Source organism: Vibrio aestuarianus, assembly GCF_028858425.1.
Classification (GTDB): Bacteria; Pseudomonadota; Gammaproteobacteria; order Enterobacterales; family Vibrionaceae; genus Vibrio; species Vibrio aestuarianus.
In genome coordinates, this window is record NZ_JAKNYQ010000001.1 from 2,124,019 (window position 1) to 2,148,734 (window position 24,716).

The following is a 24,716-nucleotide window of genomic DNA, read 5'->3' on the forward strand; positions in this document are numbered from 1 at the left end:
ATACTGATATTTTTCCACGATTTTCTATTTAAGATCATTGAAATTAACTCGCTTTTTGCGGCACTATCCCGTTGCAAATCCACTCATAAGGCATTCAACATGAGCGACAAACAATCTATCACCGAATTTGATTTACTACTTATCGCCAATCAGATCATTCAACAACATGATAGTTACATTGAGGGAATGAGAGCTGAAAGTGTAGAAGAGAAAGATGGGGTACTGGTATTTAAAGGTAATTATTTTTTAGATAACAACGGGCTGCCTACTGCCAATACAACGGCGGTGTTTAATATGTTTAAGTACCTAGCGCTGAATCTATCGAAAGAATTTACACTGGCTAAATAAGCTAGACCATAAAAAATAAATACAAAGCCTCAAAAGAGGCTTTGTGGAAAATACATTTAGTGACTTAAACCCGAAAATTTATCAAAGTAATCAGGGAAGGTTTTAGACGTACACTTAGGATCGTTAATCGTCACTGGCGTATCGCTCAGAGCGACCAACGAAAAACACATTGCCATGCGGTGGTCATCATAAGTATCAATCGCAGCATGCGTTAACAACGTTGGTGGTGTGATAATGATGTAGTCCTCACCCTCTTCAACTTCTGCACCAACCTTACGTAATTCAGTGGCCATAGCAGCAAGGCGATCCGTCTCTTTAACACGCCAGTTGTACACATTACGAATTGCGGTTGTACCTTGAGCAAAGAGTGCCGTTGTCGCAATAGTCATTGCTGCGTCAGGAATATGGTTAAAATCCAAATCAACGGCGTTTAATTGGCCGCGACGCGCAATTACATAATCGTCCCCCCACTCGATCTCCGCTCCCATTTTTTCTAAGGCATCAGCGAATTGAATATCGCCTTGAATACTGTTTTTACCAATACCCGTCACCTTGATTTCACCGCCTCGAATCGCAGCTGCGGCAAGAAAATAAGAAGCAGAAGAAGCATCACCTTCCACCAAAAATTGCCCTGGAGATTGATACGTTTGTCCGGCAGGAATGACAAACTGTTGGTAGTTATTATTGACAACTTTAACACCAAATTGCGCCATGATATGCAGTGTGATATCGATATATGGTTTTGATACTAGCTCACCTACGATATTAATGGTGACTTCACCTTCGGCAAGTGGTGCTGACATCAAAAACGCGGTCAAAAACTGGCTAGAAATAGAGCCATCGATAGCCACGCTACCCGCCTTTAGACCAGTAGCGGTGATTTTAAGTGGAGGAAAGTGCTCGTTCTCTAAATAGTCTATTTGTGCGCCTGCTTCCCGTAATGCATCGACTAAATGACCAATTGGACGCTCTTTCATACGCGGCTCGCCCGTTAAAACAAACTCACCTTGTCCTAAGCATAATGCGGCCGCTAAAGGACGCATTGCCGTTCCCGCATTGCCTAAAAATAGTTCGGTTAACTGAGAAACGCTAAATGGCTGACCTAAGCCTTCCACTTCACAGACGGTTTTATCCTCAGATAATCGATAAACCACCCCTAATTTGGTCAAAGCGTTTAGCATATGTCGAATATCATCACTATCGAGCAAATTCGTTAGCGTGGTGGTGCCTTTGGCAAGAGCGGCTAGCAAGAGCGCTCGGTTTGATACACTTTTAGAACCGGGTAAGTTGACTTCCCCATTCATTTTTTTAATTGGTTTTAAGGTAAGGCTTTCCATTAATGTTGTGTTTCCTTGCATCCCCCAAAGTCTTCCTGCGCACTTTGAGACGATGAAAATTCTTCGTACTTGCAGCCTATCTAAAAATAAAAGTGAACTCCAGCATAAATATGCTCTTTTCGACCTTCTGATAAATCACGATAAGTGGACCAATCAAACTCATGAATAAGCTCAATAGTTAAAGCTAACTGCCAATGATTAATTAGCCAAACGGCAATTTGACGTTGAGGCTAAAACCATCACAAAATCTCCCCCCACCGGCAACCATTGGCAAACTATCAAAAAATCAATACTATTCTGACTAAACATCCCCATTTACTTCCCTTAACAGGTGTCGGATTTAGCATGACCATTTATCTTCCTCAACTGGAACTTGATGACTTCTCGTTTCCCTCACCTTATGAAGCCTTGCAAGAACCAAACGGCCTACTCGCATTTGGTGGTGACTTACAACCACAACGTATATACAGTGCATATCGACAAGGTATTTTCCCTTGGTATGGCCCGGGAGAACCCATTCTTTGGTGGAGCCCTTCACCCCGTGCAGTGTTTGACCCAAAATCCTTTACGCCAGCAAGAAGCGTAAAAAAATTCCAGAAAAAACATAACTATAAAATCAGCATCAATCACGCAACGCAAGACGTCATCACCCAATGTGCCAAGCTGAGACCCGCAGATCAAACATGGTTAAATTCAGACATGAGAAAATCGTATCTTGAGCTGTCGAAATTAGGACTCTGTCATTCGGTTGAGGTATGGGATGACTCAGAATTGATCGGCGGTTTGTATGGAATACAAGTGGGGCGACTATTTTGTGGCGAGTCGATGTTTAGTATCAAAACAAACGCATCGAAAATTGCACTTTGGTATTTTTGCCAACATTTTCAGTCACATGGTGGTCAATTGATAGATTGCCAAGTCATGAATCCCCACTTACTTTCTTTGGGGGCTGTCGAATTACAACGCGACGACTTTCTTAAATCCTTGCTATCTTTTAGAGATGAGTCTTTGGACAAATGCTGCTTTATTCCCCAATGGCTTACCTTATCAAGTGAGGGATAACCATGAGTTCGGAACTACACCAAATACGTATTGGTTTAACCAACAACCACCCTTGTAGTTATTTAAAAGATCGACAAGAACGAGTGGCCGTGGCACTCGACCCAAGTATGCAATCTCCAGATAATTATGAAGTTTTATTGGCTAATGGCTTTCGTCGCAGTGGTGATACCATTTATAAGCCTCATTGTGAAAGCTGCAATTCATGTCAGGCATTGCGTGTATCGGTTAATGAATTTAGTATTTCAAATAGCCAAAAACGCCTGTTGAAAAAAGCGCACTCTTATCGATGGCAACTCAAAACAGAAATGGATGAAGGCTGGTTCAACCTTTATTCTCGTTATATTGAAGCAAGGCATCGTGATGGCAGCATGTTTCCACCTAAAGACGCCGAATTTCAACAGTTTTCGAGTTGTGGGTGGCTCAATACTCAATATCTGCATATCTACCAAGAAAATAAATTAGTAGCTATTGCAGTGACTGATATTCTCAGGCACAGTGCCAGCGCTTTTTATACCTTTTACGACCCAGACGCGGATATATCCTTAGGTACACTAGGCGTTCTATTTCAACTTCAATATTGTCAATCAACCGGTAAGCAGTGGTTATATCTGGGTTATCAAATTGATGAATGTCCGGCGATGAACTACAAAGTGCGCTTTCAACGCCATCAAAAGCTAGTAAATCAACGTTGGCAAGGGTAGAATACCGCCCAACTTTACATATTTATATTTTAACGGCAGAATGCGTCCGTTAAAAATCGCCAAGTTTCTAAAGAGGATTAAATGGCTAAAGAAGACGTAATTGAGATGCAAGGCACTGTCCTTGATACTCTTCCAAACACAATGTTCCGTGTTGAGCTAGAAAACGGTCACGTAGTTACAGCTCACATCTCTGGTAAAATGCGTAAGAACTACATTCGTATTCTTACTGGTGACAAAGTAACTGTTGAGATGACTCCATACGACCTATCTAAAGGCCGCATCGTCTTCCGTGCTCGTTAATCGCTGATTTTCGAACACAACAAAAAACGGAGCTAATTGCTCCGTTTTTTGTTGTCTATCAATAGGAAAGCATTGCTACTTTCCTAAAGACTATGCCGCATTAGTGCACCGCTTCCTCACGTGAACCAATGTATTTAAACTTGAGTTCATCACCCTCAAAATCGACTTTAACGGTACCACCTTCAACCAATGAGCCAAACAACAGTTCATTAGCTAGAGGTTTTTTCAATTTATCTTGAATCACACGCCCCATCGGACGAGCACCCATCTCCTTGTCGTAACCCAAGGTTGCTAACCAATGACGAGCATCTTCTGAAACCTCCAAAGAGACGCCTCTCGCATCGAGTTGTGCTTGCAGCTCAACAATAAACTTATCAACCACCTGGTGAATCACACGCTCATCTAAGCTATTAAACCAGATGATGTTATCTAGACGGTTACGGAATTCTGGGGTGAAGACTTTCTTAATTTCAGCCATGGCATCAAAACTGTTGTCTTGCTGAATCAAGCCAATGGATTTTTTCACCGTTTCCGCTACACCAGCGTTGGTCGTCATCACTAAAATAACATTACGAAAATCTGCTTTGCGTCCATTGTTATCTGTCAGCGTGCCATTATCCATTACTTGTAATAACAAGTTAAAGATATCTGGGTGCGCTTTTTCAATCTCATCCAACAACACCACTGAATGAGGATGTTTAATCACCGCATCCGTTAACAGTCCGCCTTGGTCATAGCCAACGTAACCCGGAGGTGCGCCAATCAATCGGCTAACTGAATGGCGTTCACCATATTCAGACATATCAAAACGCAGTAGTTCGATACCCAACAATTTAGACAACTGAACCGTCACTTCTGTTTTACCAACCCCAGTCGGGCCTGCAAACAGAAACGAACCAACCGGTTTGTTCTCGGCTCCAAGACCTGCACGGGATAGCTTGATCGCTTCACTCAAAACATCAATAGCAGGATCTTGACCAAAAACCAGCATTTTCATTTTTTGATCAAGGTTTTGCAGAGTATCTTTATCAGAAGAGGATACGGATTTCTCTGGGATACGCGCCATTCTCGCCACCATGGCCTCGATGTCTGCGACACCGACCGTTTTCTTACGACGACTTGCAGGAGCCAGTCTGGAACGTGCACCCGCTTCATCAATAACGTCAATCGCCTTATCTGGTAAATGACGTTCATTAATGTATTTAGCCGAGAGCTCTACCGCTGCGCGTAATGCTTTATTGGTATAACGAACTTCATGGTGTGCTTCGTATTTGGGCTTCAAGCCCATCAAGATTTTAGTGGTATCGTCCAGTGATGGTTCCACCACATCAATTTTTTGGAATCGACGAGACAAAGCACGTTCTTTCTCAAAAATATTGTTGTACTCCTGATACGTCGTTGAACCAATACAGCGCAACTTGCCACTACTGAGTAATGGTTTAATTAAGTTAGCCGCATCAACTTGGCCACCAGAAGCTGCCCCCGCACCAATAATCGTGTGGATTTCATCGATAAAGAGTATTGCATCCTCTTCTTTTTCAAGCTGTTTTAATATGGTTTTGAAACGCTTTTCAAAATCACCGCGATATTTTGTTCCCGCTAAAAGTGAACCGATATCCAAAGAGTAAATAATACTATTTTGAATAATCTCAGGCACCTGCCCTTCAACTATTCTCCAAGCAAGACCTTCAGCAATCGCCGTTTTACCGACACCGGCTTCACCCACTAGCAATGGGTTATTTTTGCGACGACGACAAAGCACTTGAATGGTACGTTCAAGTTCTTTATCACGACCAATCAGTGGGTCAATCAAACCTTGTTTTGCAAGCTGGTTTAAATTACTGGCAAAACTTTCTAAACGTTCATCAGAACCAACCTCTTCAGCAGCTTCACTGCCAAATGATTCTGAAGATGCCGAATCTTCACCATTGGCACCAGACGTTTTTGTAATGCCATGTGAAATGTAATTCACAATATCTAACCGGCTGATATCGTTTTTCTTCAATAGGTAAGCAGCGTGAGATTCTTGCTCGCTAAAAATCGCGACTAATACATTCGCTCCGGTGACTTCATTGCGACCAGATGATTGGACATGAAACACAGCTCGCTGAAGAACACGTTGAAAACTGAGTGTTGGTTGAGTTTCTCGACTTTCGTCGCTTTCGGGAATAAGAGGAGTCGTTTGATCGATAAAAATATCAAGCTCTTGGCGCAACGCATCCAAATCCGCTTGACAGGCTAATAATGCCTCTCTGGCTGCATCATTTTCTAATAATGCGAGTAGGAGGTGCTCGACGGTCATGAATTCATGTCTTTTGTCTCGCGCTCGAGCGAACGCGCCGTTTAGACTCGACTCTAGTTCTTTATTAAGCATAAGTACCTCCTTAAGGATCTACTTTGTCGTGCAAGCAAATGATTAAGCTTGCTCCATAGTACAAAGTAGTGGATGCTCATTTTCCTTTGAGTACAAAGTAACTTGCGCTACCTTGGTCTCTGCAATTTCAGCACTGTATGTGCCACAAACTGCTTTCCCTTCATAATGTACCTTGAGCATGACTTGCGTTGCTTTTTCAATATCTAGTGAGAAGAATCGCTCAAGGATTTCAATCACAAAGTCCATCGGCGTGTAATCGTCATTGTTAAGGATTACGTTGTACATTGCCGGTGGCTTAATGGCTGTCTTCTCACGCTCCAGAAGATCTGAGTCTGGAGTCACCCATTCAAAATTTTTACTCATGATGACCGCATTTAGAGTGTTTCTCTACTTAGAGTGTTCTCTGCATAGTGTAACCGTTGTGCCTCTCAGTAACTGTTTTGCCGTTCACATCAGTAAATGTTTTCGACACAGTTGAAAAACAACCCTTAGTTAAAGACTAATGCAGCAATTGTATCGCTGCAAATAAAACATTGCTATTCAGATCGAGCCTAGATGTAATTGGCTAAAATTACAGCAGAAATACACCATCTATATTAAAAATTTATGGACTTACCCTGCTTTTGTTCGTTACGGAAATGTAATGCTTAAAAGTGATTTGTTTGCAAATATGTCGAATATTATACATTTTGCCTATTGACTGAGCGAAATCATTGGCTACATTGGTCAATTAGTGACTAAAAATTTGGCAGCGTCTGAATTGATATTCACTGATAGAGTCACATTTTTGGATAGGTGTCTCGTCAATAACATCAGTAACTAAAATGCAATTAAGGATGTAAAGCATGGCTACAGGTACAGTTAAATGGTTTAACAACGCAAAAGGATTTGGGTTTATCTGCCCAGAAGGTGAAGATTCCGATATTTTTGCTCATTACTCAACAATTCAAATGGAAGGCTATCGCACGCTTAAAGCGGGGCAACAAGTTTCTTATGAAGTTGAAGAAGGCCCTAAAGGATATCACGCTAGCGCTGTTGTTCCCATTGAAGGTCAACTCGCAAAATAATCGCTGCCAATACGTGTATTTGATTAAAAAACCCGCCAGTTGGCGGGTTTTGTTGATTGTGGATTCGCGTTATGCACCAATAATGTCATTCAACGTTTTACTTGGACGCATTAAGGCCGACGCTTTTTCAAACACTGGCAAATAATAACCACCAAGGTCACCCGCGATACCCTGAGCTCCGTTTAGCTCAGCAATAATCGCTTGTTCGTTTGCCACCAGTTTCTCCGCAACTGGAGCAAATTCTGCTGCTAATTCAGCATCATCGCTTTGCTGAGCCAAAGCCTCCGCCCAGTAAGTCGCCAAATAATAGTGACTACCGCGGTTATCTAACTCGCGCACTCTGCGAGAAGGCGACTTATTCATATCTAGAAATTTACCTGTCGCTTTATCTAGAGCGTCAGCAAGAACTTTTGCTTTTGCATTACCAGTTACGATACTCAAATGCTCTAAAGAAGCCGCTAATGCTAAGAACTCACCCAAAGAATCCCAGCGTAAATGGTTCTCTTTTTCCACTTGCTGTACGTGTTTTGGAGCAGAACCACCAGCGCCTGTTTCAAATAAGCCACCACCGTTCATTAAAGGAACGATAGACAACATTTTTGCTGACGTTCCTAACTCTAGAATCGGGAAAAGATCCGTTAAGTAATCGCGCAGCACATTACCGGTTACAGAGATGGTATCCTTGCCCTCTTTAAGGCGCACAAGCGTAAACTGTGTTGCTTCTACAGGTGACAAAATTTGAATATCTAAGCCTGATGTATCGTGGTCAGCTAAATAAAGTTTTACTTTTTTAATTAGCTCACGATCGTGTGCACGCTGCTCATCAAGCCAGAAAATAGCAGGAACTCCCGTCGCACGGGCACGAGTCACAGCCAATTTCACCCAATCTTGAATTGGTGCATCTTTAACCTGACACATGCGGAAGATATCACCCTCTTCTACACTTTGTTCAAGTAAAACCTTACCTGAAGTATCCACTACGCGTACAGAACCTGCGGCATCAAGAATAAAAGTCTTATCATGAGAGCCGTATTCTTCTGCTTTTTGAGCCATCAAACCAACGTTTGGCACACTGCCCATGGTCGTTGGATCAAACGCGCCATGCTGCTTACAAAAATCAATAACGGTTTGATAAACACCTGCATAGCAGCGGTCTGGAATCATCGCTTTAGTATCTTTTTGCTTACCGTCTGGTCCCCACATTTGACCTGAAGAACGCAGCATAGCAGGCATAGAAGCATCGACAATAATATCGCTTGGTACGTGCAAATTAGTAATACCACGATCAGAATCTACCATCGCAAGCGGTGGCTGTGTTGCGTAAACGGCCTCAATTGCTGCTTCAATTTCTTCTTTCTGTGCTTGAGGAAGGGATTGGATTTTCGCGTAAACATCACCTAACCCATTGTTTACATCCACGCCTAAGCTGTCAAAAAGATCACCATATTTTGCAAATACGTCTTGGTAGTAAACTTTAACCGCATGACCAAAAATAACCGGATCAGACACTTTCATCATGGTTGCTTTCATATGCAAAGAAAGCAATACATCTTGCTGTTTAGCTGTTGCAATTTCTTTCTCAAAAAACTCAACCAAGGCGGTTTTGCTTAACACTGAGGCATCAATAATTTCTTTATCTAACAGTGCAAAGTCTTTCTTTAGAACTTTAGTTGTACCATCATTACCAACAAACTCGATCTTAACTTGCGTATCACCCTTGATGGTGACCGACTTCTCTGTACCAAAGAAATCTTTTTCTTCCATGCTTGAAACATGCGACTTAGATTGTGCAGACCAAGCTCCCATTGAATGTGGGTTTTTCTTAGCGTAATTTTTTACTGAAAGTGGCGCACGACGGTCTGAGTTGCCTTCACGCAACACTGGGTTTACTGCACTGCCTTTAATTTTATCGTAAGTTGCTTTAATGGCTTCTTCTTCGTAAGTACTTGGCTCTTCAGGATAATTTGGCAGAGCGTACCCTTTCGCCTGCAGTTCTTTAATCGCCGCTTTGAGTTGAGGTACTGATGCTGAAATGTTTGGCAACTTAATAATATTTGCTTCTGGCTTGGTCGCCAGTTCGCCTAGCTCAGCCAATGCATCGCCAATACGCTGTTCTTCTTTTAAATGCTCAGGGAAGCTAGCAATGATACGCCCTGCCAGTGAGATATCTCGAGTATCAACGTTGATGCCTGACGATGCGGTAAAAGATTGAATAATCGGCAATAATGAATACGTTGCTAATGCTGGTGCTTCGTCAGTAATGGTATAGATAATTGTAGGCTTTTCTGTAGGCATGAAATTTCCCTATTTTTTACTCACAGCGTTACTGGATAAAATAACGCTGTATGAATGTCTGCGTCTAACTAGTAGTGCATCCACATAGCTAGATCACGATCGTGTTACTCTTTTGAATATTGCATCGAATTTCGTTGAGCATGATTCGATTTTGCTCGCTGAGTGAAAGTCTCCGCTTCACTCATTGACAATAATAACCAAATGAAAATCGAGTGACTTCAGTATAATTAAACAAAACGGAGATAATAGTCTATTATCTTGTGCATCAATCCGCTTTTTTGGCGCGCAAATGATAGCCTAAATCCAAAGTTCAGAAAACTTTCAAACACAGTTCATTTACATTTTTGCAAGGTAGTTAACATGTCATCCCGCTTGCGCAGTGATTTCTCCTCTTCATCTCGATCTTCTCGTTCTTCTAATTTAAAACAGCGTGGCCAGCAAAAAAGGCGTCCGGTGGCTGCAAAAGCACCCGCAGATCACACTAAAAAACGTGTTTCAATTTCCGAACGCAAAATCATTATCTTCAACAAACCTTACGATACCTTGAGCCAGTTTACCGATGGCGAAGGTCGCAAAACACTCGCTGATTTCATCCCGGTTAAAGATGTCTATGCCGCAGGGCGATTAGATAGAGACAGCGAGGGATTAATGGTTTTAACCAATGATGGGATCTTGCAGGCTAAATTAACCCAGCCGCAATCGAAATCGCCAAAGACATACTGGGTACAAGTGGAAGGAGAGCCTCTGCAAGCTGACTTAGATAAACTGCGTAATGGTGTAGAGCTAAAAGATGGGATGACCTTCCCCGCCGTTGTGGAAGTCATAGAACAGCCGCAGCTTTGGGAGCGTAATCCTCCAGTTCGTTTTCGCGCTAATATCCCTACTACATGGCTTGCTATCACCATAATCGAAGGCAGAAACCGTCAAGTAAGGCGAATGACCGCCAATATTGGCTTTCCGACTTTGCGGCTCATTCGCTATTCATTGGGAGAAATGACCTTGGGCGATTTACAGCCCGGCGAATGGAAAGAAATTACTCTATAAATCTTTTCAAACAAAAAATGAAGCCTCTTGTCATAAGAGGCTTTAATTCGTTATTTATGGCGTTCTTTAAGCTTATTTATCACATCACTGAGCGATAATCCTTGGTCTTGCAGCAGTACTAACAAGTGATAGAGCAAATCTGCTGATTCACACACTAATTCCGCCTTATCGCCCGACGTCGCCGCAAGCGCAACTTCAACACCTTCTTCGCCCACTTTCTGCGAAATACGCTTGGTTCCACGAGCGTAAAGGCTGGCAGTATAAGAGGAGTCTGGGTCGGCACTCTTGCGGGCAGCCAATAGCTGCTCAAGTTGATGAAGCCACACCATTTGTGACTCTTCTTGTGTGTCCGCATCCCAGCAGGTTGTCGTACCGGTGTGGCACGTTGGCCCAATAGGATCCACTTTCACCAGCAGCGTATCGTTATCGCAATCAAGAGCCATATTCTTCAGTTGCAATACATTGCCTGAAGTTTCACCTTTGGTCCAAAGGCGCTGTTTAGTTCGTGAGAAGAAGGTCACCTGCCCTGTTTGCGCGGTTTTTTGCAGCGCCTCCTGGTTCATGTAACCCATCATCAATACTTGGCTAGACTGAAAGTCTTGCACTATAGCTGGCACTAAGCCTTCGACTTTGTCCCAATCAATACGTTCAGAAAGTGCTGCTGCACTCGATACTTCAAAACTCATCGTCTTACCTCTACACCTTCTGCTTTCAAATACTGCTTCAATTCACCAATGTTGATGATCTGTTTATGGAATACTGATGCCGCGAGCGCGCCGTCGACGTTGGTTTGCTGATAAGCTTGCGCAAAATGCTCCATTGCACCAGCACCACCCGATGCTATCAAAGGTACGCGACACACTTCACGCACCATCTGTAATTGCTCTAAATCATAGCCATTACGCACACCATCTTGGTTCATCATGTTCAACACGATTTCACCGGCACCACGGTTTTGTACTTCTTGTACCCAATCTCGGGTTTCCCACTTTGTTGCTTTGGTGCGAGCTTCATCGCCAGTAAATTGGTAAACTTGGTACTTACCAGTTTCTTTATCGAAGTAAGAATCGATGCCAACTACGATGCACTGCACGCCAAATTTATCAGCTAAATCGGTGATCAGCTGTGGGTTAGCTAATGCTGGGGAATTGATGGAAACCTTATCAGCACCAAACTCTAAAATACGAGCGGCATCTTCAGCCGACTTAATACCACCAGCCACACAAAATGGAATATCAATCACTTCAGCAACGCGTGCAACCCAACTTTTATCAACGACTCGACCATCACTTGAGGCGGTAATATCATAAAATACCAACTCATCTGCGCCTTCTTCGGCATACCGTTTAGCTAGCGGTACGATATCACCAATAATTTCGTGGTTGCGAAACTGAACCCCTTTCACCACTTGTCCATCACGAACATCCAAACAAGGGATTATGCGTTTTGCCAACATGAGAATGCCTCCTCTGCGGTGAACTTGCCATCGAGTAAGGCTCTACCGACGATCACACCAGCAACACCACTACCTTTTAGCGCTTCAATATCGGCCAAACTGCCGATTCCACCTGATGATTGGAATTGCACTTGTGGGTATTGCTTGCACAAATCTACATACAACTCAACATTTGAGCCAGTTAACGTGCCATCACGGGAGATATCGGTACACAATACGTGTGTCAAACCCACCGTCAGATAATCGTCAATCAGCGCTTCAATCGTTACACCTGAATCTTCTTGCCAACCTGAAATAGCCACTTTACGTGTACCGTTTTGATCAATGTTGATATCAAGCGCTAGCACAATTTTTTCTGCGCCATATTTTTCCATCCAACCTTTGACCAATTCAGGTTGTTTTACTGCTGTGGAACCAACCACGACGCGTTGCGCTCCCGCGGCTAATAAATCAACCACATCTTGCTCATTTCTTACTCCGCCACCAATTTGGATATTGGCAGGAGTGCTTGCAAGTAGTTTGGCAATCAGATCAAGCTGACGTGCTGACGTGTCTTTTGCTCCAGTCAAATCGACAAGGTGCAGCCAGTTGGCTCCGGCTTGGTGGTAGAGGTTAAATTGCTCTGCGGGGTCGACCTTATATTCGGTGACTTGGCCATAATCGCCTTGAAACAAGCGAACGACTTGGCCTTCAATTAAATCTAATGCTGGAATAATCATGTGTAATTCCCTTTATAATTCCAAGAAGTTCTTAATCAACGTTGAACCTGCTTTTGATGAGCGTTCTGGATGAAATTGCACGCCATAATAGTTACCGCTTTGCAGTGCGGCAGTAAAAGGCTTGCCGTATTCACATGCTGCAATGGTGTACTCACCAACTGGCATAGCAAAACTGTGTACGAAGTAGAAATACTCATCCTCTTCGATACCTTTAAACAGCGGGTGCCCAGCTTTGGCGCTGACCGTATTCCACCCCATATGTGGCAGCGGTAAATCTCCGGTATCCATTAAACGAACTTCACCATCACACAAACCTAAGCATTCCACTACCTCATTGGCTTTTTGACCTTTTTCTTCGGATAATTTGCCTAATAATTGCATCCCCAAACAGATGCCGAGTAACGGCTTTTCAACTTGCTTAACCAAAGCGATCAACTCTCGCTCTTGCAAGTTTTTCATCGCTTCGCTTGCTGTTCCTACCCCTGGCAAAAAGAGTTTGTCTGCAGCTAGCACTACACTTGGTTGCCTTGATATAGTGACAGGGTAACCTAAACGTTCAATAGCAAACTTAACCGAAGAGACATTGGCGCACCCCGTATCGATGATAACAACTTTTTGTTTTTCACTGGCTAACGACATTAAAGCACCCCTTTACTGCTAGGAAGTTCATTGCCTTCTACTCTAATCGCTTGGCGTAACGTACGACCAAAGGCTTTAAACAAGCTTTCAATAATGTGGTGATCATTCTCACCAGTTGAAGAGAGATGCAGCGTGCACGCTAAAGTGTCCGTCAGTGAGCGGAAAAAGTGATACACCATTTCTGTAGAGAGGTCCCCGACTTGTTCACGACTGAATGTTGCATCAAATTTAAGGTAAGGACGCCCTGACAGATCGAGCGCACACTGTGCCAAACATTCATCCATCGGTAATGAGAAACCAAAACGACCAATTCCACGTTTGTCACCTAGCGCATCTTTTAAGGCTTGTCCTAGCGCCAAAGCGGTATCTTCAACCGTGTGGTGATCATCGATGTGTAGATCACCATTAACACTCAACTTAAGTTGGAAGCCACCGTGAGTTGCTATTTGATCAAGCATATGGTCAAAAAAGCCCAATCCGGTTTCAATTTTGTTGTTACCACTTTCATCCAAATTCACCGCGACCTTAATGTCAGTTTCCTTGGTAGTACGTACTACTTCCGCAGTGCGAGCGTTGACCGTTAACGCTTTTAGAATCTCACGCCAGCCCATGGTTTGCGGGTGATATTGAATGCCACGAATCGCCATATTTTCAGCAAGTTGAAGATCCGTGGTGCGGTCGCCAATCACAACTGATTGTTGAAAATCTACCTTACCCGCTTGCAGGTATTCTTTAACCATACCCAATTTAGGCTTACGACAAGTGCAGTTATCTTTTTCGAAATGTGGACAGATCAGCACATCATCAAATTTAACGCCTTGTGATTCAAACACATCCATCATCATATTATGTGGTGCATCAAAATCATCCTGCGGGTAGCTATCGGTACCTAACCCGTCTTGGTTTGTCACCATTACCAGTCTATACCCTGCCTCTTGCAGAGCCAGTAGACTTGGGATGACATAAGGTTCGAATTTGAGTTTGTCTAAGCGATCCACTTGAAAGTCGACCGGCGGCTCAACAATTAAGGTGCCATCTCGATCAATGAAGAGAATTTTTTGCTGCTTGCTCACGGGAATATCCTTTTCTATTGACCTATAACGTTTTATTCATCGTCATAGGCTTATTGTTTATTATTTCTCTGTCGCAACGTGTTTTTATACAAAGTGGCGAAGTTATACCCAATAGGTTATTGGTAATAATTACGAATAAACGCGAGCGTTTTTTCACACTCTTCTCGATTACCCACACTGATTCTGACGCAGTCTTGGATCGGCGAATTTCGCAAGATAATCCCGTGCTCCCAGGCGGCTTTAAATAGCGCATCACCATCTGGGAATTTCACCAGTAAATAGTTGCCCCAGCCTTCATAGACGGTCAAATTAGGCACCATATACAAACCAGCCTGTAGATATGCACGGTTCGCATTGAGATCCAATACTTGGAATTTAGCGCGAGCAAGACCAGCTTCAGACAGTGCCTGAATCGCTATTTCAGCGACAGGAACTGGCACAGGGTAAGGAGCAATCACTTTTTGTAATACGTCGATCAATTCTTTATTGGCTAAGGTAAAACCACAACGCAATCCAGCCAGTGCAAATGCTTTAGATAAGGTGCGCAAAATTGCCAAATTCGGATATTTCGCTAATAAATCAACGGTCGATGCCTCTGGACAAAAATCAATATATGCTTCATCCATCACCACAATGGCGCGATCTTTTGTCATCTCCAATAGCGAAATGATGTCGTTACGCTCAACCAAATTACCAGTTGGGTTATTTGGACTACAAACAAAAACGAGCTTCACATTATCCAAATTGGCAGTAATCGCATCCAAGTCAAGCTGCCACTCGTCTGTCAAAGGGACAACTTTACGCTCGACGCCAATGGTCTCTGCGCTAATCGCATACATACCGTAAGTCGGTGGACAGTATAAAATCGCGTCTTCGTTAGGTTCACAAAAAGCGCGGATCAACAGCTCGATACCTTCATCAGCACCACGTGAAGTGAGTACTTGTTCAGGTTTTACTCCCGCATAAGCCGCATAAGCGTCAATCATTGCTTTAGGTTGGCAATCGCTATAACGATTCAAGCGTGCGAAGTCTGTTTTGTATTCATTATTGAATGGAGATTCATTAGCGTTAAGCCAAACATCTCCTGTGCCACCAATACGGCGAGCTGACAGGTAAGGTTTTAATGCCTGAATCTGTTTACGAGCCAGTTTTTCCATGATCATTTCACCTTCTGCAATTTTTCGACTCGAATGGTTACCGCACGTTTATGGGCATCCAAACCTTCAGCTTCAGCCATCGTTACAACCGTTGGTGCAAGCAGTTGAAGCCCATCAGCGCTAAGTTCTTGCACTGTCATTCGCTTACTAAAGTCGGCCAGACCAAGGCTAGAATAAGTGCGTGTATAGCCGTAGGTTGGCAGCACATGGTTTGTACCTGAGGCGTAATCACCTGCCGATTCTGGCGACCAATCACCTAAGAAAATTGAGCCAGCATTATCAAGTAATGGCAACAACTCACGCGGGTTACGCGTTTGAACAATTAAGTGCTCAGGACCGTAATAGTTAGAGATAGAAACCGCTTGAGTTAATGATTCGGCAATTATGATCAAACTTGAAGCAAGCGCCTTTTCTGCGATAGCAGCACGTGACAGCTCTTTTAGCTGCTTTTGTACCGCATCGGTGACTTGGTCTGCGATTACTGGCGATGGTGTTACCAGTACCACTTGAGAGTCGGGACCATGCTCGGCTTGGCTAAGTAAGTCTGCGGCAATAAAATCGGCATCGGCCGTTTCATCAGCAATCACAAGCACTTCTGAAGGACCCGCTGGCATATCAATGGCTGCACCACGAAAATCATTACTCACTTGGCGCTTTGCTTCTGTCACGTAGGCATTACCGGGGCCGAATATTTTGTCTACTTTAGAGACCGACTCTGTTCCATAGGCCATTGCTGCAATCGCTTGACCGCCACCAACGTTATACACTTCATCAATATTGCATAACTTAGCAACATAGAGGATCTCATCCGCAATCGGTGGCGGTGAACAAAGCACGACTTTTCGACAACCTGCGATTTGAGCAGGAACACCCAGCATCAAAACCGTAGAAGGAAGTGGTGCGCTGCCACCTGGAATGTATAATCCGACAGTATTGATAGGACGCGTTACTTGCTCGCAGACAACACCGGGTTGCGTTTCGACTTTGATGGGCTGTGGGCGCTGCGCTTTGTGAAACTTAGCAATATTGGCATAAGCCTGCTCTAATGCTTGCTTCATTTTGTCAGACAAGCGCTCTGAAGCCGCGTCTATCTCTTCGCTCGACACTCGAATTGAGCTCGGTTTTACACGGTCAAACTTCTCTGTTAGCTCCAATAATGCCGCATCACCGTCGGCTTTCACTTTAGCGATCACCTCATTCACTGCAGCGGTAATGTTTACACCTTCGGCAATGGCTGGACGCTCCAAAATCGAATCTTGTTGAGTTTCACTCAATGATTGCCAAACAACTGTTCTCATCGTGGTTACTCCATCATCTTATCGATAGGTAGCACTAGAATGGAGCTTGCACCTAGCGCTTTAAGACGCTCCATCGTTTCCCAAAATAAATTCTCAGTGCTCACGACATGAACTGCCACGCGGTTTTTCTCTGCAGACAGAGGAAGAACCGTCGGGTCCTCAGCGCCAGGAAGAAGATCTTTGATTGCTTCTAATTGATCAACAGGAGCATGTAGCATGATGTATTTCGATTCTTTGGCTTGAATCACGCCTTGCATACGCGTCAGTAAACGTGCGATCAGTGCTTGTTTGTCTTCCGTGAATTCACCTTGACGTTGAATAAGTGTCGCTTTGGATTGGAAAATTACCTCGGCTTCTTTAAGACCATTAGCTTCTAATGTTGCACCCGTTGAAACCAAGTCTGCAATCGCGTCAGCCAAGCCAGCACGAGGAGCGACTTCAACTGAGCCTGTTAGCACACAGGTACTGAAATCAATGCCCTGCTTGTCCATATAGGCTTTCAGAAGCTGCGGGTAAGTCGTGGCAATGCGTTTGCCGGCTAAATCTTGAGGACAGTTATATTGCTCATCTTTGTTAATCGCAATAGATAAACGACAACCACCAAAATCAAGGCGACGTAGTGGTACAAATTCGCTTGGCTTGTTTTGTGATAGACGCTCTAAACGAACCTCTTCTAATTCGTTTTCACCGATAAAACCCAGATCAACGACACCGTCCATTACCAATCCTGGAATATCGTCATCACGTACAAGTAACAAATCAATTGGCATATTCATTGAGTGAACCACTAAACGCTCACCCATGATGTTAAATTTCACACCACATTTTTTCAGTAAGTCTTGGCACTCTTTACTCAAGCGACCTTTTTTCTGGATTGCGATTCTTAAGCGTTGTGTTTGCATGACGATTTCCCTATGTACAATTTATTGAATTTATTTGAATTTTAATTAAGCCGAAAATGAAAAAACCCTCGGGAGATTTGTGGTCTCCCGAGGGTTTTAATCTAAATGCTTTGACTTAACCACCGAGAGTTTCCTGCCTCCCGGGTATGCGTACACCTCCCCGAAAGATTATTTAGGGTGATGATGGTGATGAATGTTCATTACAAAATTACGCATACTTATGAGCCCTTGATTGGCTTACTGTCTTGCATCCACACTAACTAAGCCAGTCTGTTTTTTCAACCAAAAATTTAGTTTTTTTTCATCTTTCGTAAAAATACTAGTTAACACATTAAAAAAGGGAAGTTTTACCTTCCCCTTTATTAATTTTTCATATTAAAAACTATGCATTTTCATAATTCGTAATTTTTGAACGAGATAAAGATGCAAGCACTAAACATACAACCACAAAGGCAACCGAAGCGGCACTAAAGGAGATCAGTACCGACGCCGTCATACCTAACACGACAAAACCGACACAAGAAACCAAGGCGGTTGCTAAAGCGTAAGGAAGCTGTGTGGATACATGGTCAATATGATTACAACGAGCACCTGTGGATGACAAAATTGTGGTGTCAGAAATCGGTGAGCAGTGGTCACCAAACACAGAACCCGCAAGTACAGCACTTAGCATAGGTAGCATAAGCGCAATGTCTGTAGCTCCCGCCATGTCACCCGCTATCGGTAACATAATACCAAACGTACCCCAAGAGGTACCTGTAGAGAATGCCATCAGACCTGAAAGCAAAAACAAAATAACAGGCAACCAGTGAGGATTGATGTTGCCTTGAACAAGTGAAGACATGTAAGCGCCAGTCTTCATATCACCAATTACAGAACCGATCGTCCAAGCGAAAACCAAAATTAGAATGGCACCAAACATAGACTTAGCACCAATCCACAATGTTTTCACAACATCAATCATTGGTAACTGTTGCTTAAATACAGTAAAGAGTGCCATTGCCAAGCCGACTAAACCGCCATAAATAAGCGAAGTGCCTACATCTGTATTTTCAAATGCACCAAACAAGTCAAAGGCTTTGCCATCGGCAGCCAATGATTGACCACCTGTGTATAACATCGCTGAAATAGTGGCAATAATAAGAAGTACAATTGGCAAAATAAGGTCAGAAACTTTGCCGTGTTCGCTTTCTTTGATGTCTAGCTCTTCATTTAAATCATGAGCTTGCTGGCTATCATTGTCATCATCAAAGCCACGACCTTGGGAAGCTTCCATTTCGTGTTTGCGCATTTGGCCAACATCCAACTGGAACCAAACCACAGCAAACACCATCAGCAAAGCGAAAATAGCGTAAAAATTCATTGGCACTAGACGGATGTATGCACCCAGCGCTGAATATTCAGTGATACCATGAGAAACAAGAATGCCACCAATGATAGTCATGATATAAGCACCCCAACTCGAAGCTGGCATCACAACACACATCGGTGCTGCAGTTGAATCTAGAATATAGGCAAGCTTGGCACGAGAAACATAAAAACGGTCAGTAACAGGGCGAGAAATTGAGCCTACTGCCAAGCTATTAAAATAGTCGTCAACGAAAATAAACACACCCAAAAATGCAGCAAGCAATTTTGAACCGCGTTTGCTTTTGACTCGTACCTGCGCCCATTCAGCGAAAGCACGGGTACCACCAGACAATGTCAGCAACGCTGTCATCATGCCTAATAAGAGTAAAAATCCGACAATACTCATATTCCAAGTATTGAGACCACCATCTTCCACAAACACACTAGCTACTTTAGTTACAACGTAGCTGCTACCATCGACTACCGAGTAATTGGTGAGTAGTAACGCGCCTAGCAAAATGCCGACACCAAGCGACACCAGAACACGGCGGGTAATAACGGCTAAACTCAACGCCACTAATGGCGGTAATAGCGATAAGGGAGATGATGCAAAATCGATTAAATTCATGATCTTCAAAAACCAGTAAGTAAATGGTCAGAGATCTACTGCAGACAAATTACGAGAAATCATTTCAACGCAATTAATGTTGAACTAAGCGAAAGGGAAGCGAACACTTCACCCAACCCTACAGTAGCGCTCCATAGTTTAACAAAATAATAGACTATGGCAGTGTTGTTCCTATTCGAATACAACCCCAGCGAGTAGTTTTAATATACACACTCACTTCGGCGACAAAACCTTTCACTTCTGCTCATTGGTATCACCCCAGCAAAAGTTACTAATTCCTATCGCGCCTCTACGTCAAAGAAAGTACAAAAAACCATTGTTAAGTCATTTTAACAACGATTCATTCCTTACTTCGCTTTAGGTGGTTGTCATTGTACTTAACAACAAACTCATTGCAACAGATGATCCAGTTTAAATTGGATCATTTCAGATCACACTGATAAGCAAGTGTTGATACTATTTTCATAAGTCGATGCAAGGTATATCACGAAGATATAATAAGAAAACAAATTTATCAGCGACTGAAAATAACATTGATAATCTTGTAATACCTGCTACTTAAGTATGAAACTGAAGAATCATTGGCTAGTTTCATATTTTTTGTAAAAAACAATTTCCAATAAGTTTTTTTATTAATATTCTGAACTTAATATTGTAAGAAAAATTTCCTCAGTTTATTATTACCTTGTCGACTAAATTAAATCTTATAGGAATAGTCATGTCTGAATTAACAAAAACTCTACTAAATATCCGTAGCCTACGCGCTTTCTCTCGTGAACTAACTCTTGAGCAACTTGAAGAAGCTCTAGATAAATTAACGATTGTTGTACAAGAGCGTAGAGAATCAGAAGAGGAAGAACGTTCAGCTCGCGCTGAACAAGAAGCCAAACTTGCAGCTATTGCAGAACAAATTGCAAAAGATGGTATTGATGTTAGCGCATTAATTTCAGCACTTTCTGGTGAAACAAAAGGCAAAGTAAAAGCTCAAGGTAAACGCGCACCTCGCCCTGCAAAATATAAATATGTCGATAATAACGGCAATGAAAAAACGTGGACTGGTCAAGGCCGTACACCTTCTGCAATTCAAGAGCAACTTGATGCAGGTAAGTCTCTAGAAGAATTTGAGATTTAATTATCAATTAAATAAAAAGGCTCCCTATCGGAGCCTTTTTATTATCTGTAAGAACATTAGCGTTCCCAATATGCTTCTTCTAAACTGTCTTCGCGTTCAGGCAAACCACGAGATAAACGTGGAGAATGTTGCACTAACACTTCATAGCTCGCACGATTAGAATATTTACAGACTTGAGAAAATGATGAATAGGTTAAAAAGTCGTTCTGGTGCTTACTTGAATTAGGTACATTCTCTTTGTGATATTTATTGGCGGCCATATCATGCAATAAGGCCGATAAAGCCGCATCACCGGCACCATTCGTGTTTTTAATTTTTTCAGGTCCACCCATATAAGGTGCAATATGAGAATAAATACGGATTGGGTTTTCACAGCTTATTTTTGATGCTGGGCGGCTAAACTCGTAACGGTTAAATTCAGGAATCGAACCTGGCAATAGCGGCAATGACGTCTCTCGTTTTGCTGAATCTTCGGTATAACCGGCCATAAACAGTCCAACAGGACCTGCGGTACACAATACTAAATCAACCCAATCTAACGCTTTATTCGATGCAGCAAGCGGATCACTTTCACCGGTTAAAGCCTCTGCTTCATCTTCGTTCATAGCAACGACAGTGACATTATCACGCAAAAATTCTTGCCAATATTGAGGGTCGTCTTGAATAACAAATTTTGTCCCTAGTGTTAATACCACTGGTACATCGTATTTTTTGGCGTACTCAATCGCCTTCATTGTTGCATCAGGCATCGGATCGCCCTTTTTACAACGCACAAGATACGCCGTGATAACTAATGCCGAAGCACTACGAAATATTTTTTCAGGCACATTATCCGGGGTAAGTTGATTCATCTGCCCTTCGCTAATGGCAAAAGTACGCTCTCCATCTTCAGTAATTAGCGCAAAACAACGACCAATAGCGCCATCCACACCTTGTAAATAATTCAAATCCATACGACTTGATGTATTACATAGATAACGGTATCCATAACTGCCTATTTTTATATCCTGGCTCATGACCCCTAATAAGGTAGATCGATCATCGGCCAACACCGAATAATTGTGTAATGTATTACCTATAGTGCCACCGGCATACTCATTCGTAATTAAGTTATTTTCTTTTAGCTCGACATAAAGCGCTTCGGCTTTTTGATCATCAATAACTAATGAGTGCCCTTTACTAAGCCCATATTTATCAATTAGGTCTGTTGTTACTTTCGCTTCTATATCGACCAAGGTTTGGTCAATACCAATAATATGTGTACGCGACATCTTCTTATTTTCTTGTGATTGAATGACAAGAGGATCGCGAGCGTGAACAGGAAAGTAATGCTTGGATTTGCGTTGACCAGGAAATTTCATAACGTAAGTCTGAGTAAAGGGGTGAAGGATGCGCGATTCTACCGCGCACCCAATTGCGCGGCAACTAAGTCGGTTATAGCAAACGTTTGCTGATGGTTATTTTTATTCACCTTCCATGAAGCTGAGATCTGGTAGCATATCCAAATGCTCAGAATAACGTTTTAAATTGAATTCACCTTCATTTTTCATCACATCGAAAACTTCAATCGCTAGCGCACACGCCATTGATGCCACCGCATCTTCTCGGCTACTCCCTGTCATCATCAGACGCATTAATGTCTCTTTTACTTTGATTGGATTTCCTTCTGCGAGTTGATTTTCAACCGTTTCAATCAGAATCGCGTCATCCATTATTTGGTTTTCATCTTGCATGTTGCTGCCTTATATAAATCTAACTAATAGGTTGAAATTATTGGCAAACCATATGTGCCATTTCAAGTGATGTAAGTCATCACAGAAAACCCAACCCTATAAGAGAATATCGAGAATTTCATGCACTATGCCATAGGCAATTAGAGAACTCTAAAATTAATTTATCTTTAATACTGGTGGAAACTACAGCAATTAAGCGTAATAGAAGTGTGATTGCAGTCTCGGATCTGTCCCCACTAAAATCTTTCTGATAGAATCTGCATCCAAGTCAATTTAGTGGTATTTAGTAATGTCAGATAACCGCTGCGCAAACAGCCAAAAGAAAGTCATTGTCGGCATGTCCGGTGGTGTTGATTCCTCAGTTTCCGCGTATCTTCTTAAAGAGCAAGGTTACCAAGTTGAAGGCCTGTTCATGAAGAACTGGGAAGAAGACGACAATGAGGAATATTGTACGGCAGCAGAAGATCTCGCTGACGCACAGGCAGTTTGTGACAAACTAGGTATCCACCTGCACACGATTAACTTTGCCGCAGAATACTGGGATAACGTATTTGAGTATTTCCTCGCTGAATACAAAGCTGGGCGTACGCCTAACCCAGACATTCTTTGTAACAAAGAAATCAAGTTTAAAGCCTTCCTAGAATTTGCCGACGAAGTGCTTGATGCCGATTACATTGCTATGGGTCACTACGTGCGTCGCACCTTCCCTGAAGGCAATGAAAAACCACAAATGTTACGTGGGTTGGACAACAATAAAGACCAGAGCTATTTCCTTTATACGTTAAGTCACGAACAAGTTGCACGCAGCCTATTCCCTGTTGGTGATTTAGAAAAACCTGAAGTTCGCCGTATTGCTGAAGAACAAGATCTAATTACTGCGAAGAAAAAAGATTCAACTGGCATTTGTTTTATTGGCGAACGCAAATTTACTGATTTCTTATCTCGCTATTTACCTGCCCAGCCGGGTAAAATTGAAACGTCAGAAGGTAAAGTGATTGGTGAGCACCAAGGTTTGATGTATCACACTTTAGGTCAGCGTAAAGGGTTGCACATCGGTGGCCAAAAAGGCGGCGGTGGTAATGAAGACCCATGGTATGTCGCAGAGAAAGATCTGCAACGTAATGTTCTTATCGCGGTGCAAGGTGCTGATCACCCATTGCTTAAGTCTCAAGGTTTGATCGCATCACAATTACACTGGGTTGATCGTACGCCAATTACGGAACCATTGAGCTGCACAGTGAAAACACGTTATCGTCAAACGGATATTGCATGTACTATCATCCCTATTGATGATGACAATATAAAAGTTATTTTTGACGAGCCTCAAGTCGCCGTCACCCCGGGTCAATCTGCCGTTTTCTATAAAGACGATGTTTGTCTTGGTGGCGGAATTATTGAACAGCGCATTTAATTGATTTAGGAGTAATTACGTGGCTAACACCATTTATGACCGTACCATCGCATTTGCCGGTATCTGCCAAGCGGTTGCCTTAGTGCAACAAGTCGCGAAAAATGGTCACTGTGATTCAGACGCGTTTGAAACTTCTCTAACGGCTATTTTAAGCACTAACCCAAGTAATACTCTCGATGTTTTTGGCTCTGAGGCTAACCTTAAGGTTGGCCTTGAGTGCTTAGTCAAAGGTATTGATAGCACGCCTTCTGGCAGTGAGCTTACTCGTTACATCATTAGTCTAATGGCATTAGAACGTAAATTAGATGGTCGCCGAGATGCAATGTCACAACTTGGCGATCGGATCCAAACCGCCGAACGTCAAATCGAACATTTTGATTTGTTAGACGATCAGATGGTCAGCAATATAGCCAGTATTTATCTTGATGTCATTAGCCCTATTGGGCCGCGTATCCAAGTCACCGGCACCCCTACAGTATTACAACAAACTTCAACTCAGCACAAAGTACGAGCGCTGCTCCTTTCGGGGATCCGCTGCGCGGTATTGTGGCGCCAAGTTGGAGGAAAACGTCGCCATTTGATTTTCGGTCGTAAGAAAATGATCGAACAAGCACAAATACTTTTGGCGCGTATCTAGCTTCAATGCAAAGAATTCACTCTCATACTTAACCTCAAATTCAGGAGAAAAAC

At 42.8% G+C, this 24,716-nt stretch carries 24 protein-coding genes, 1 riboswitch and 1 other annotated feature; of the genes, 9 read left to right on the top strand and 15 right to left on the bottom strand.

Annotated features, from left to right (window positions below):
• The first annotated feature begins 99 nt into the window (after positions 1 to 99).
• The gene (locus MCT08_RS09780; protein ID WP_053309984.1) at positions 100 to 348 is read left to right on the top strand and encodes a YciN family protein; all 249 of its coding nucleotides are present in this window, start codon (positions 100 to 102) and stop codon (positions 346 to 348) included.
• A gap of 56 nt (positions 349 to 404) precedes the next feature.
• Here the strand turns inward: MCT08_RS09780 and aroA are convergent, their stop codons facing one another.
• Positions 405 to 1,685, bottom strand: a complete 1,281-nt coding sequence (gene aroA, locus MCT08_RS09785; protein ID WP_274678329.1) for a 3-phosphoshikimate 1-carboxyvinyltransferase — start codon at positions 1,683 to 1,685, stop codon at positions 405 to 407.
• A gap of 345 nt (positions 1,686 to 2,030) precedes the next feature.
• On the opposite strand from aroA, the gene aat reads away from it, so the two are divergent.
• From aat to infA, 3 genes are all read left to right on the top strand, one after another.
• Positions 2,031 to 2,747, top strand: a complete 717-nt coding sequence (aat, locus tag MCT08_RS09790) for a leucyl/phenylalanyl-tRNA--protein transferase (protein ID WP_171980019.1) — start codon at positions 2,031 to 2,033, stop codon at positions 2,745 to 2,747.
• A 2-nt stretch (positions 2,748 to 2,749) separates the two neighbouring features.
• Entirely contained in the window at positions 2,750 to 3,448 is a 699-nt protein-coding gene (locus MCT08_RS09795; protein WP_274678330.1) for an arginyltransferase, read from the top strand.
• A gap of 81 nt (positions 3,449 to 3,529) precedes the next feature.
• Positions 3,530 to 3,748, top strand: a complete 219-nt coding sequence (infA, locus tag MCT08_RS09800; protein WP_001040192.1) for a translation initiation factor IF-1 — start codon at positions 3,530 to 3,532, stop codon at positions 3,746 to 3,748.
• 100 nt (positions 3,749 to 3,848) lie between these two features.
• On the opposite strand, the gene clpA is transcribed toward infA, so the two are convergent.
• Positions 3,849 to 6,122 carry an ATP-dependent Clp protease ATP-binding subunit ClpA gene (clpA, locus tag MCT08_RS09805; protein WP_053309988.1) on the bottom strand — a complete coding sequence of 758 codons (2,274 nt, stop codon included), beginning with the start codon at positions 6,120 to 6,122 and terminating at the stop codon, positions 3,849 to 3,851.
• Between the two features lie 42 nt (positions 6,123 to 6,164).
• Entirely contained in the window at positions 6,165 to 6,485 is a 321-nt protein-coding gene (gene clpS / locus MCT08_RS09810) for an ATP-dependent Clp protease adapter ClpS (protein WP_053309989.1), read from the bottom strand.
• A gap of 482 nt (positions 6,486 to 6,967) precedes the next feature.
• Here clpS and cspD point away from each other — a divergent pair, with 482 nt between their 5' ends.
• On the top strand, positions 6,968 to 7,189 hold the full coding sequence (gene cspD, locus MCT08_RS09815; RefSeq protein ID WP_053309990.1) for a cold shock domain-containing protein CspD: 222 nt from the start codon (positions 6,968 to 6,970) through the stop codon (positions 7,187 to 7,189).
• A gap of 69 nt (positions 7,190 to 7,258) precedes the next feature.
• Here the strand turns inward: cspD and MCT08_RS09820 are convergent, their stop codons facing one another.
• Positions 7,259 to 9,484, bottom strand: coding sequence for an NADP-dependent isocitrate dehydrogenase (locus MCT08_RS09820; protein WP_274678331.1), 2,226 nt, complete (start codon positions 9,482 to 9,484; stop codon positions 7,259 to 7,261).
• Positions 9,485 to 9,844: 360 nt separating this feature from the next.
• Between MCT08_RS09820 and MCT08_RS09825 the strand changes: the two genes are divergently transcribed.
• Positions 9,845 to 10,528 (top strand): pseudouridine synthase, encoded by a 684-nt coding sequence (locus MCT08_RS09825; protein WP_274678332.1) that lies wholly within the window; start codon positions 9,845 to 9,847, stop codon positions 10,526 to 10,528.
• Positions 10,529 to 10,578: 50 nt separating this feature from the next.
• Here MCT08_RS09825 and hisIE read toward each other — a convergent pair whose 3' ends face one another.
• From hisIE to MCT08_RS09870, 9 genes are all read right to left on the bottom strand, one after another.
• Positions 10,579 to 11,214 carry a bifunctional phosphoribosyl-AMP cyclohydrolase/phosphoribosyl-ATP diphosphatase HisIE gene (hisIE, locus tag MCT08_RS09830; RefSeq protein WP_172532136.1) on the bottom strand — a complete coding sequence of 212 codons (636 nt, stop codon included), beginning with the start codon at positions 11,212 to 11,214 and terminating at the stop codon, positions 10,579 to 10,581.
• Positions 11,211 to 11,984, bottom strand: coding sequence for an imidazole glycerol phosphate synthase subunit HisF (gene hisF, locus MCT08_RS09835; RefSeq protein ID WP_053309994.1), 774 nt, complete (start codon positions 11,982 to 11,984; stop codon positions 11,211 to 11,213). The genes hisIE and hisF overlap by 4 nt, the downstream gene beginning before the upstream one ends.
• Complete coding sequence (gene hisA / locus MCT08_RS09840; protein WP_274675327.1) at positions 11,966 to 12,703, bottom strand: 1-(5-phosphoribosyl)-5-[(5-phosphoribosylamino)methylideneamino]imidazole-4-carboxamide isomerase; 738 nt, start codon at positions 12,701 to 12,703, stop codon at positions 11,966 to 11,968. Before hisA ends, hisF begins: the two co-directional genes overlap by 19 nt.
• A gap of 12 nt (positions 12,704 to 12,715) precedes the next feature.
• The gene (gene hisH, locus MCT08_RS09845) at positions 12,716 to 13,342 is read right to left on the bottom strand and encodes an imidazole glycerol phosphate synthase subunit HisH (RefSeq protein WP_274678333.1); all 627 of its coding nucleotides are present in this window, start codon (positions 13,340 to 13,342) and stop codon (positions 12,716 to 12,718) included.
• Positions 13,342 to 14,415: a bifunctional histidinol-phosphatase/imidazoleglycerol-phosphate dehydratase HisB gene (gene hisB, locus MCT08_RS09850; RefSeq protein WP_053309997.1), complete on the bottom strand. Its 1,074-nt coding sequence runs from the start codon at positions 14,413 to 14,415 to the stop codon at positions 13,342 to 13,344. Before hisB ends, hisH begins: the two co-directional genes overlap by 1 nt.
• Positions 14,416 to 14,531: 116 nt before the next feature.
• Positions 14,532 to 15,572 (bottom strand): histidinol-phosphate transaminase, encoded by a 1,041-nt coding sequence (gene hisC, locus MCT08_RS09855; protein ID WP_053309998.1) that lies wholly within the window; start codon positions 15,570 to 15,572, stop codon positions 14,532 to 14,534.
• A 2-nt stretch (positions 15,573 to 15,574) separates the two neighbouring features.
• Positions 15,575 to 16,870 carry a histidinol dehydrogenase gene (gene hisD, locus MCT08_RS09860; RefSeq protein ID WP_053309999.1) on the bottom strand — a complete coding sequence of 432 codons (1,296 nt, stop codon included), beginning with the start codon at positions 16,868 to 16,870 and terminating at the stop codon, positions 15,575 to 15,577.
• Positions 16,871 to 16,875: 5 nt separating this feature from the next.
• Positions 16,876 to 17,772, bottom strand: coding sequence for an ATP phosphoribosyltransferase (gene hisG, locus MCT08_RS09865; protein WP_274678334.1), 897 nt, complete (start codon positions 17,770 to 17,772; stop codon positions 16,876 to 16,878).
• Positions 17,773 to 17,828: 56 nt separating this feature from the next.
• Positions 17,829 to 17,965, bottom strand: a sequence feature (His leader region).
• A 189-nt stretch (positions 17,966 to 18,154) separates the two neighbouring features.
• Entirely contained in the window at positions 18,155 to 19,750 is a 1,596-nt protein-coding gene (locus MCT08_RS09870) for a Na+/H+ antiporter NhaC family protein (protein WP_168522468.1), read from the bottom strand.
• Positions 19,751 to 19,866: 116 nt separating this feature from the next.
• Positions 19,867 to 20,050: riboswitch (Lysine riboswitch) on the bottom strand.
• Between the two features lie 418 nt (positions 20,051 to 20,468).
• Between MCT08_RS09870 and MCT08_RS09875 the strand changes: the two genes are divergently transcribed.
• On the top strand, positions 20,469 to 20,882 hold the full coding sequence (locus MCT08_RS09875; RefSeq protein WP_053310002.1) for an H-NS histone family protein: 414 nt from the start codon (positions 20,469 to 20,471) through the stop codon (positions 20,880 to 20,882).
• A gap of 56 nt (positions 20,883 to 20,938) precedes the next feature.
• Here MCT08_RS09875 and MCT08_RS09880 read toward each other — a convergent pair whose 3' ends face one another.
• Positions 20,939 to 22,243, bottom strand: a complete 1,305-nt coding sequence (locus MCT08_RS09880) for an inosine/guanosine kinase (RefSeq protein ID WP_053310003.1) — start codon at positions 22,241 to 22,243, stop codon at positions 20,939 to 20,941.
• Positions 22,244 to 22,345: 102 nt separating this feature from the next.
• The gene (locus MCT08_RS09885; RefSeq protein ID WP_053310004.1) at positions 22,346 to 22,615 is read right to left on the bottom strand and encodes a hypothetical protein; all 270 of its coding nucleotides are present in this window, start codon (positions 22,613 to 22,615) and stop codon (positions 22,346 to 22,348) included.
• Between the two features lie 289 nt (positions 22,616 to 22,904).
• Here MCT08_RS09885 and mnmA point away from each other — a divergent pair, with 289 nt between their 5' ends.
• Together mnmA and hflD are read left to right on the top strand one after the other, a co-directional pair.
• Positions 22,905 to 24,026 carry a tRNA 2-thiouridine(34) synthase MnmA gene (gene mnmA / locus MCT08_RS09890; protein WP_274678335.1) on the top strand — a complete coding sequence of 374 codons (1,122 nt, stop codon included), beginning with the start codon at positions 22,905 to 22,907 and terminating at the stop codon, positions 24,024 to 24,026.
• Positions 24,027 to 24,045: 19 nt separating this feature from the next.
• Positions 24,046 to 24,663: a high frequency lysogenization protein HflD gene (gene hflD / locus MCT08_RS09895; protein WP_053310006.1), complete on the top strand. Its 618-nt coding sequence runs from the start codon at positions 24,046 to 24,048 to the stop codon at positions 24,661 to 24,663.
• Positions 24,664 to 24,716 lie beyond the last annotated feature (53 nt).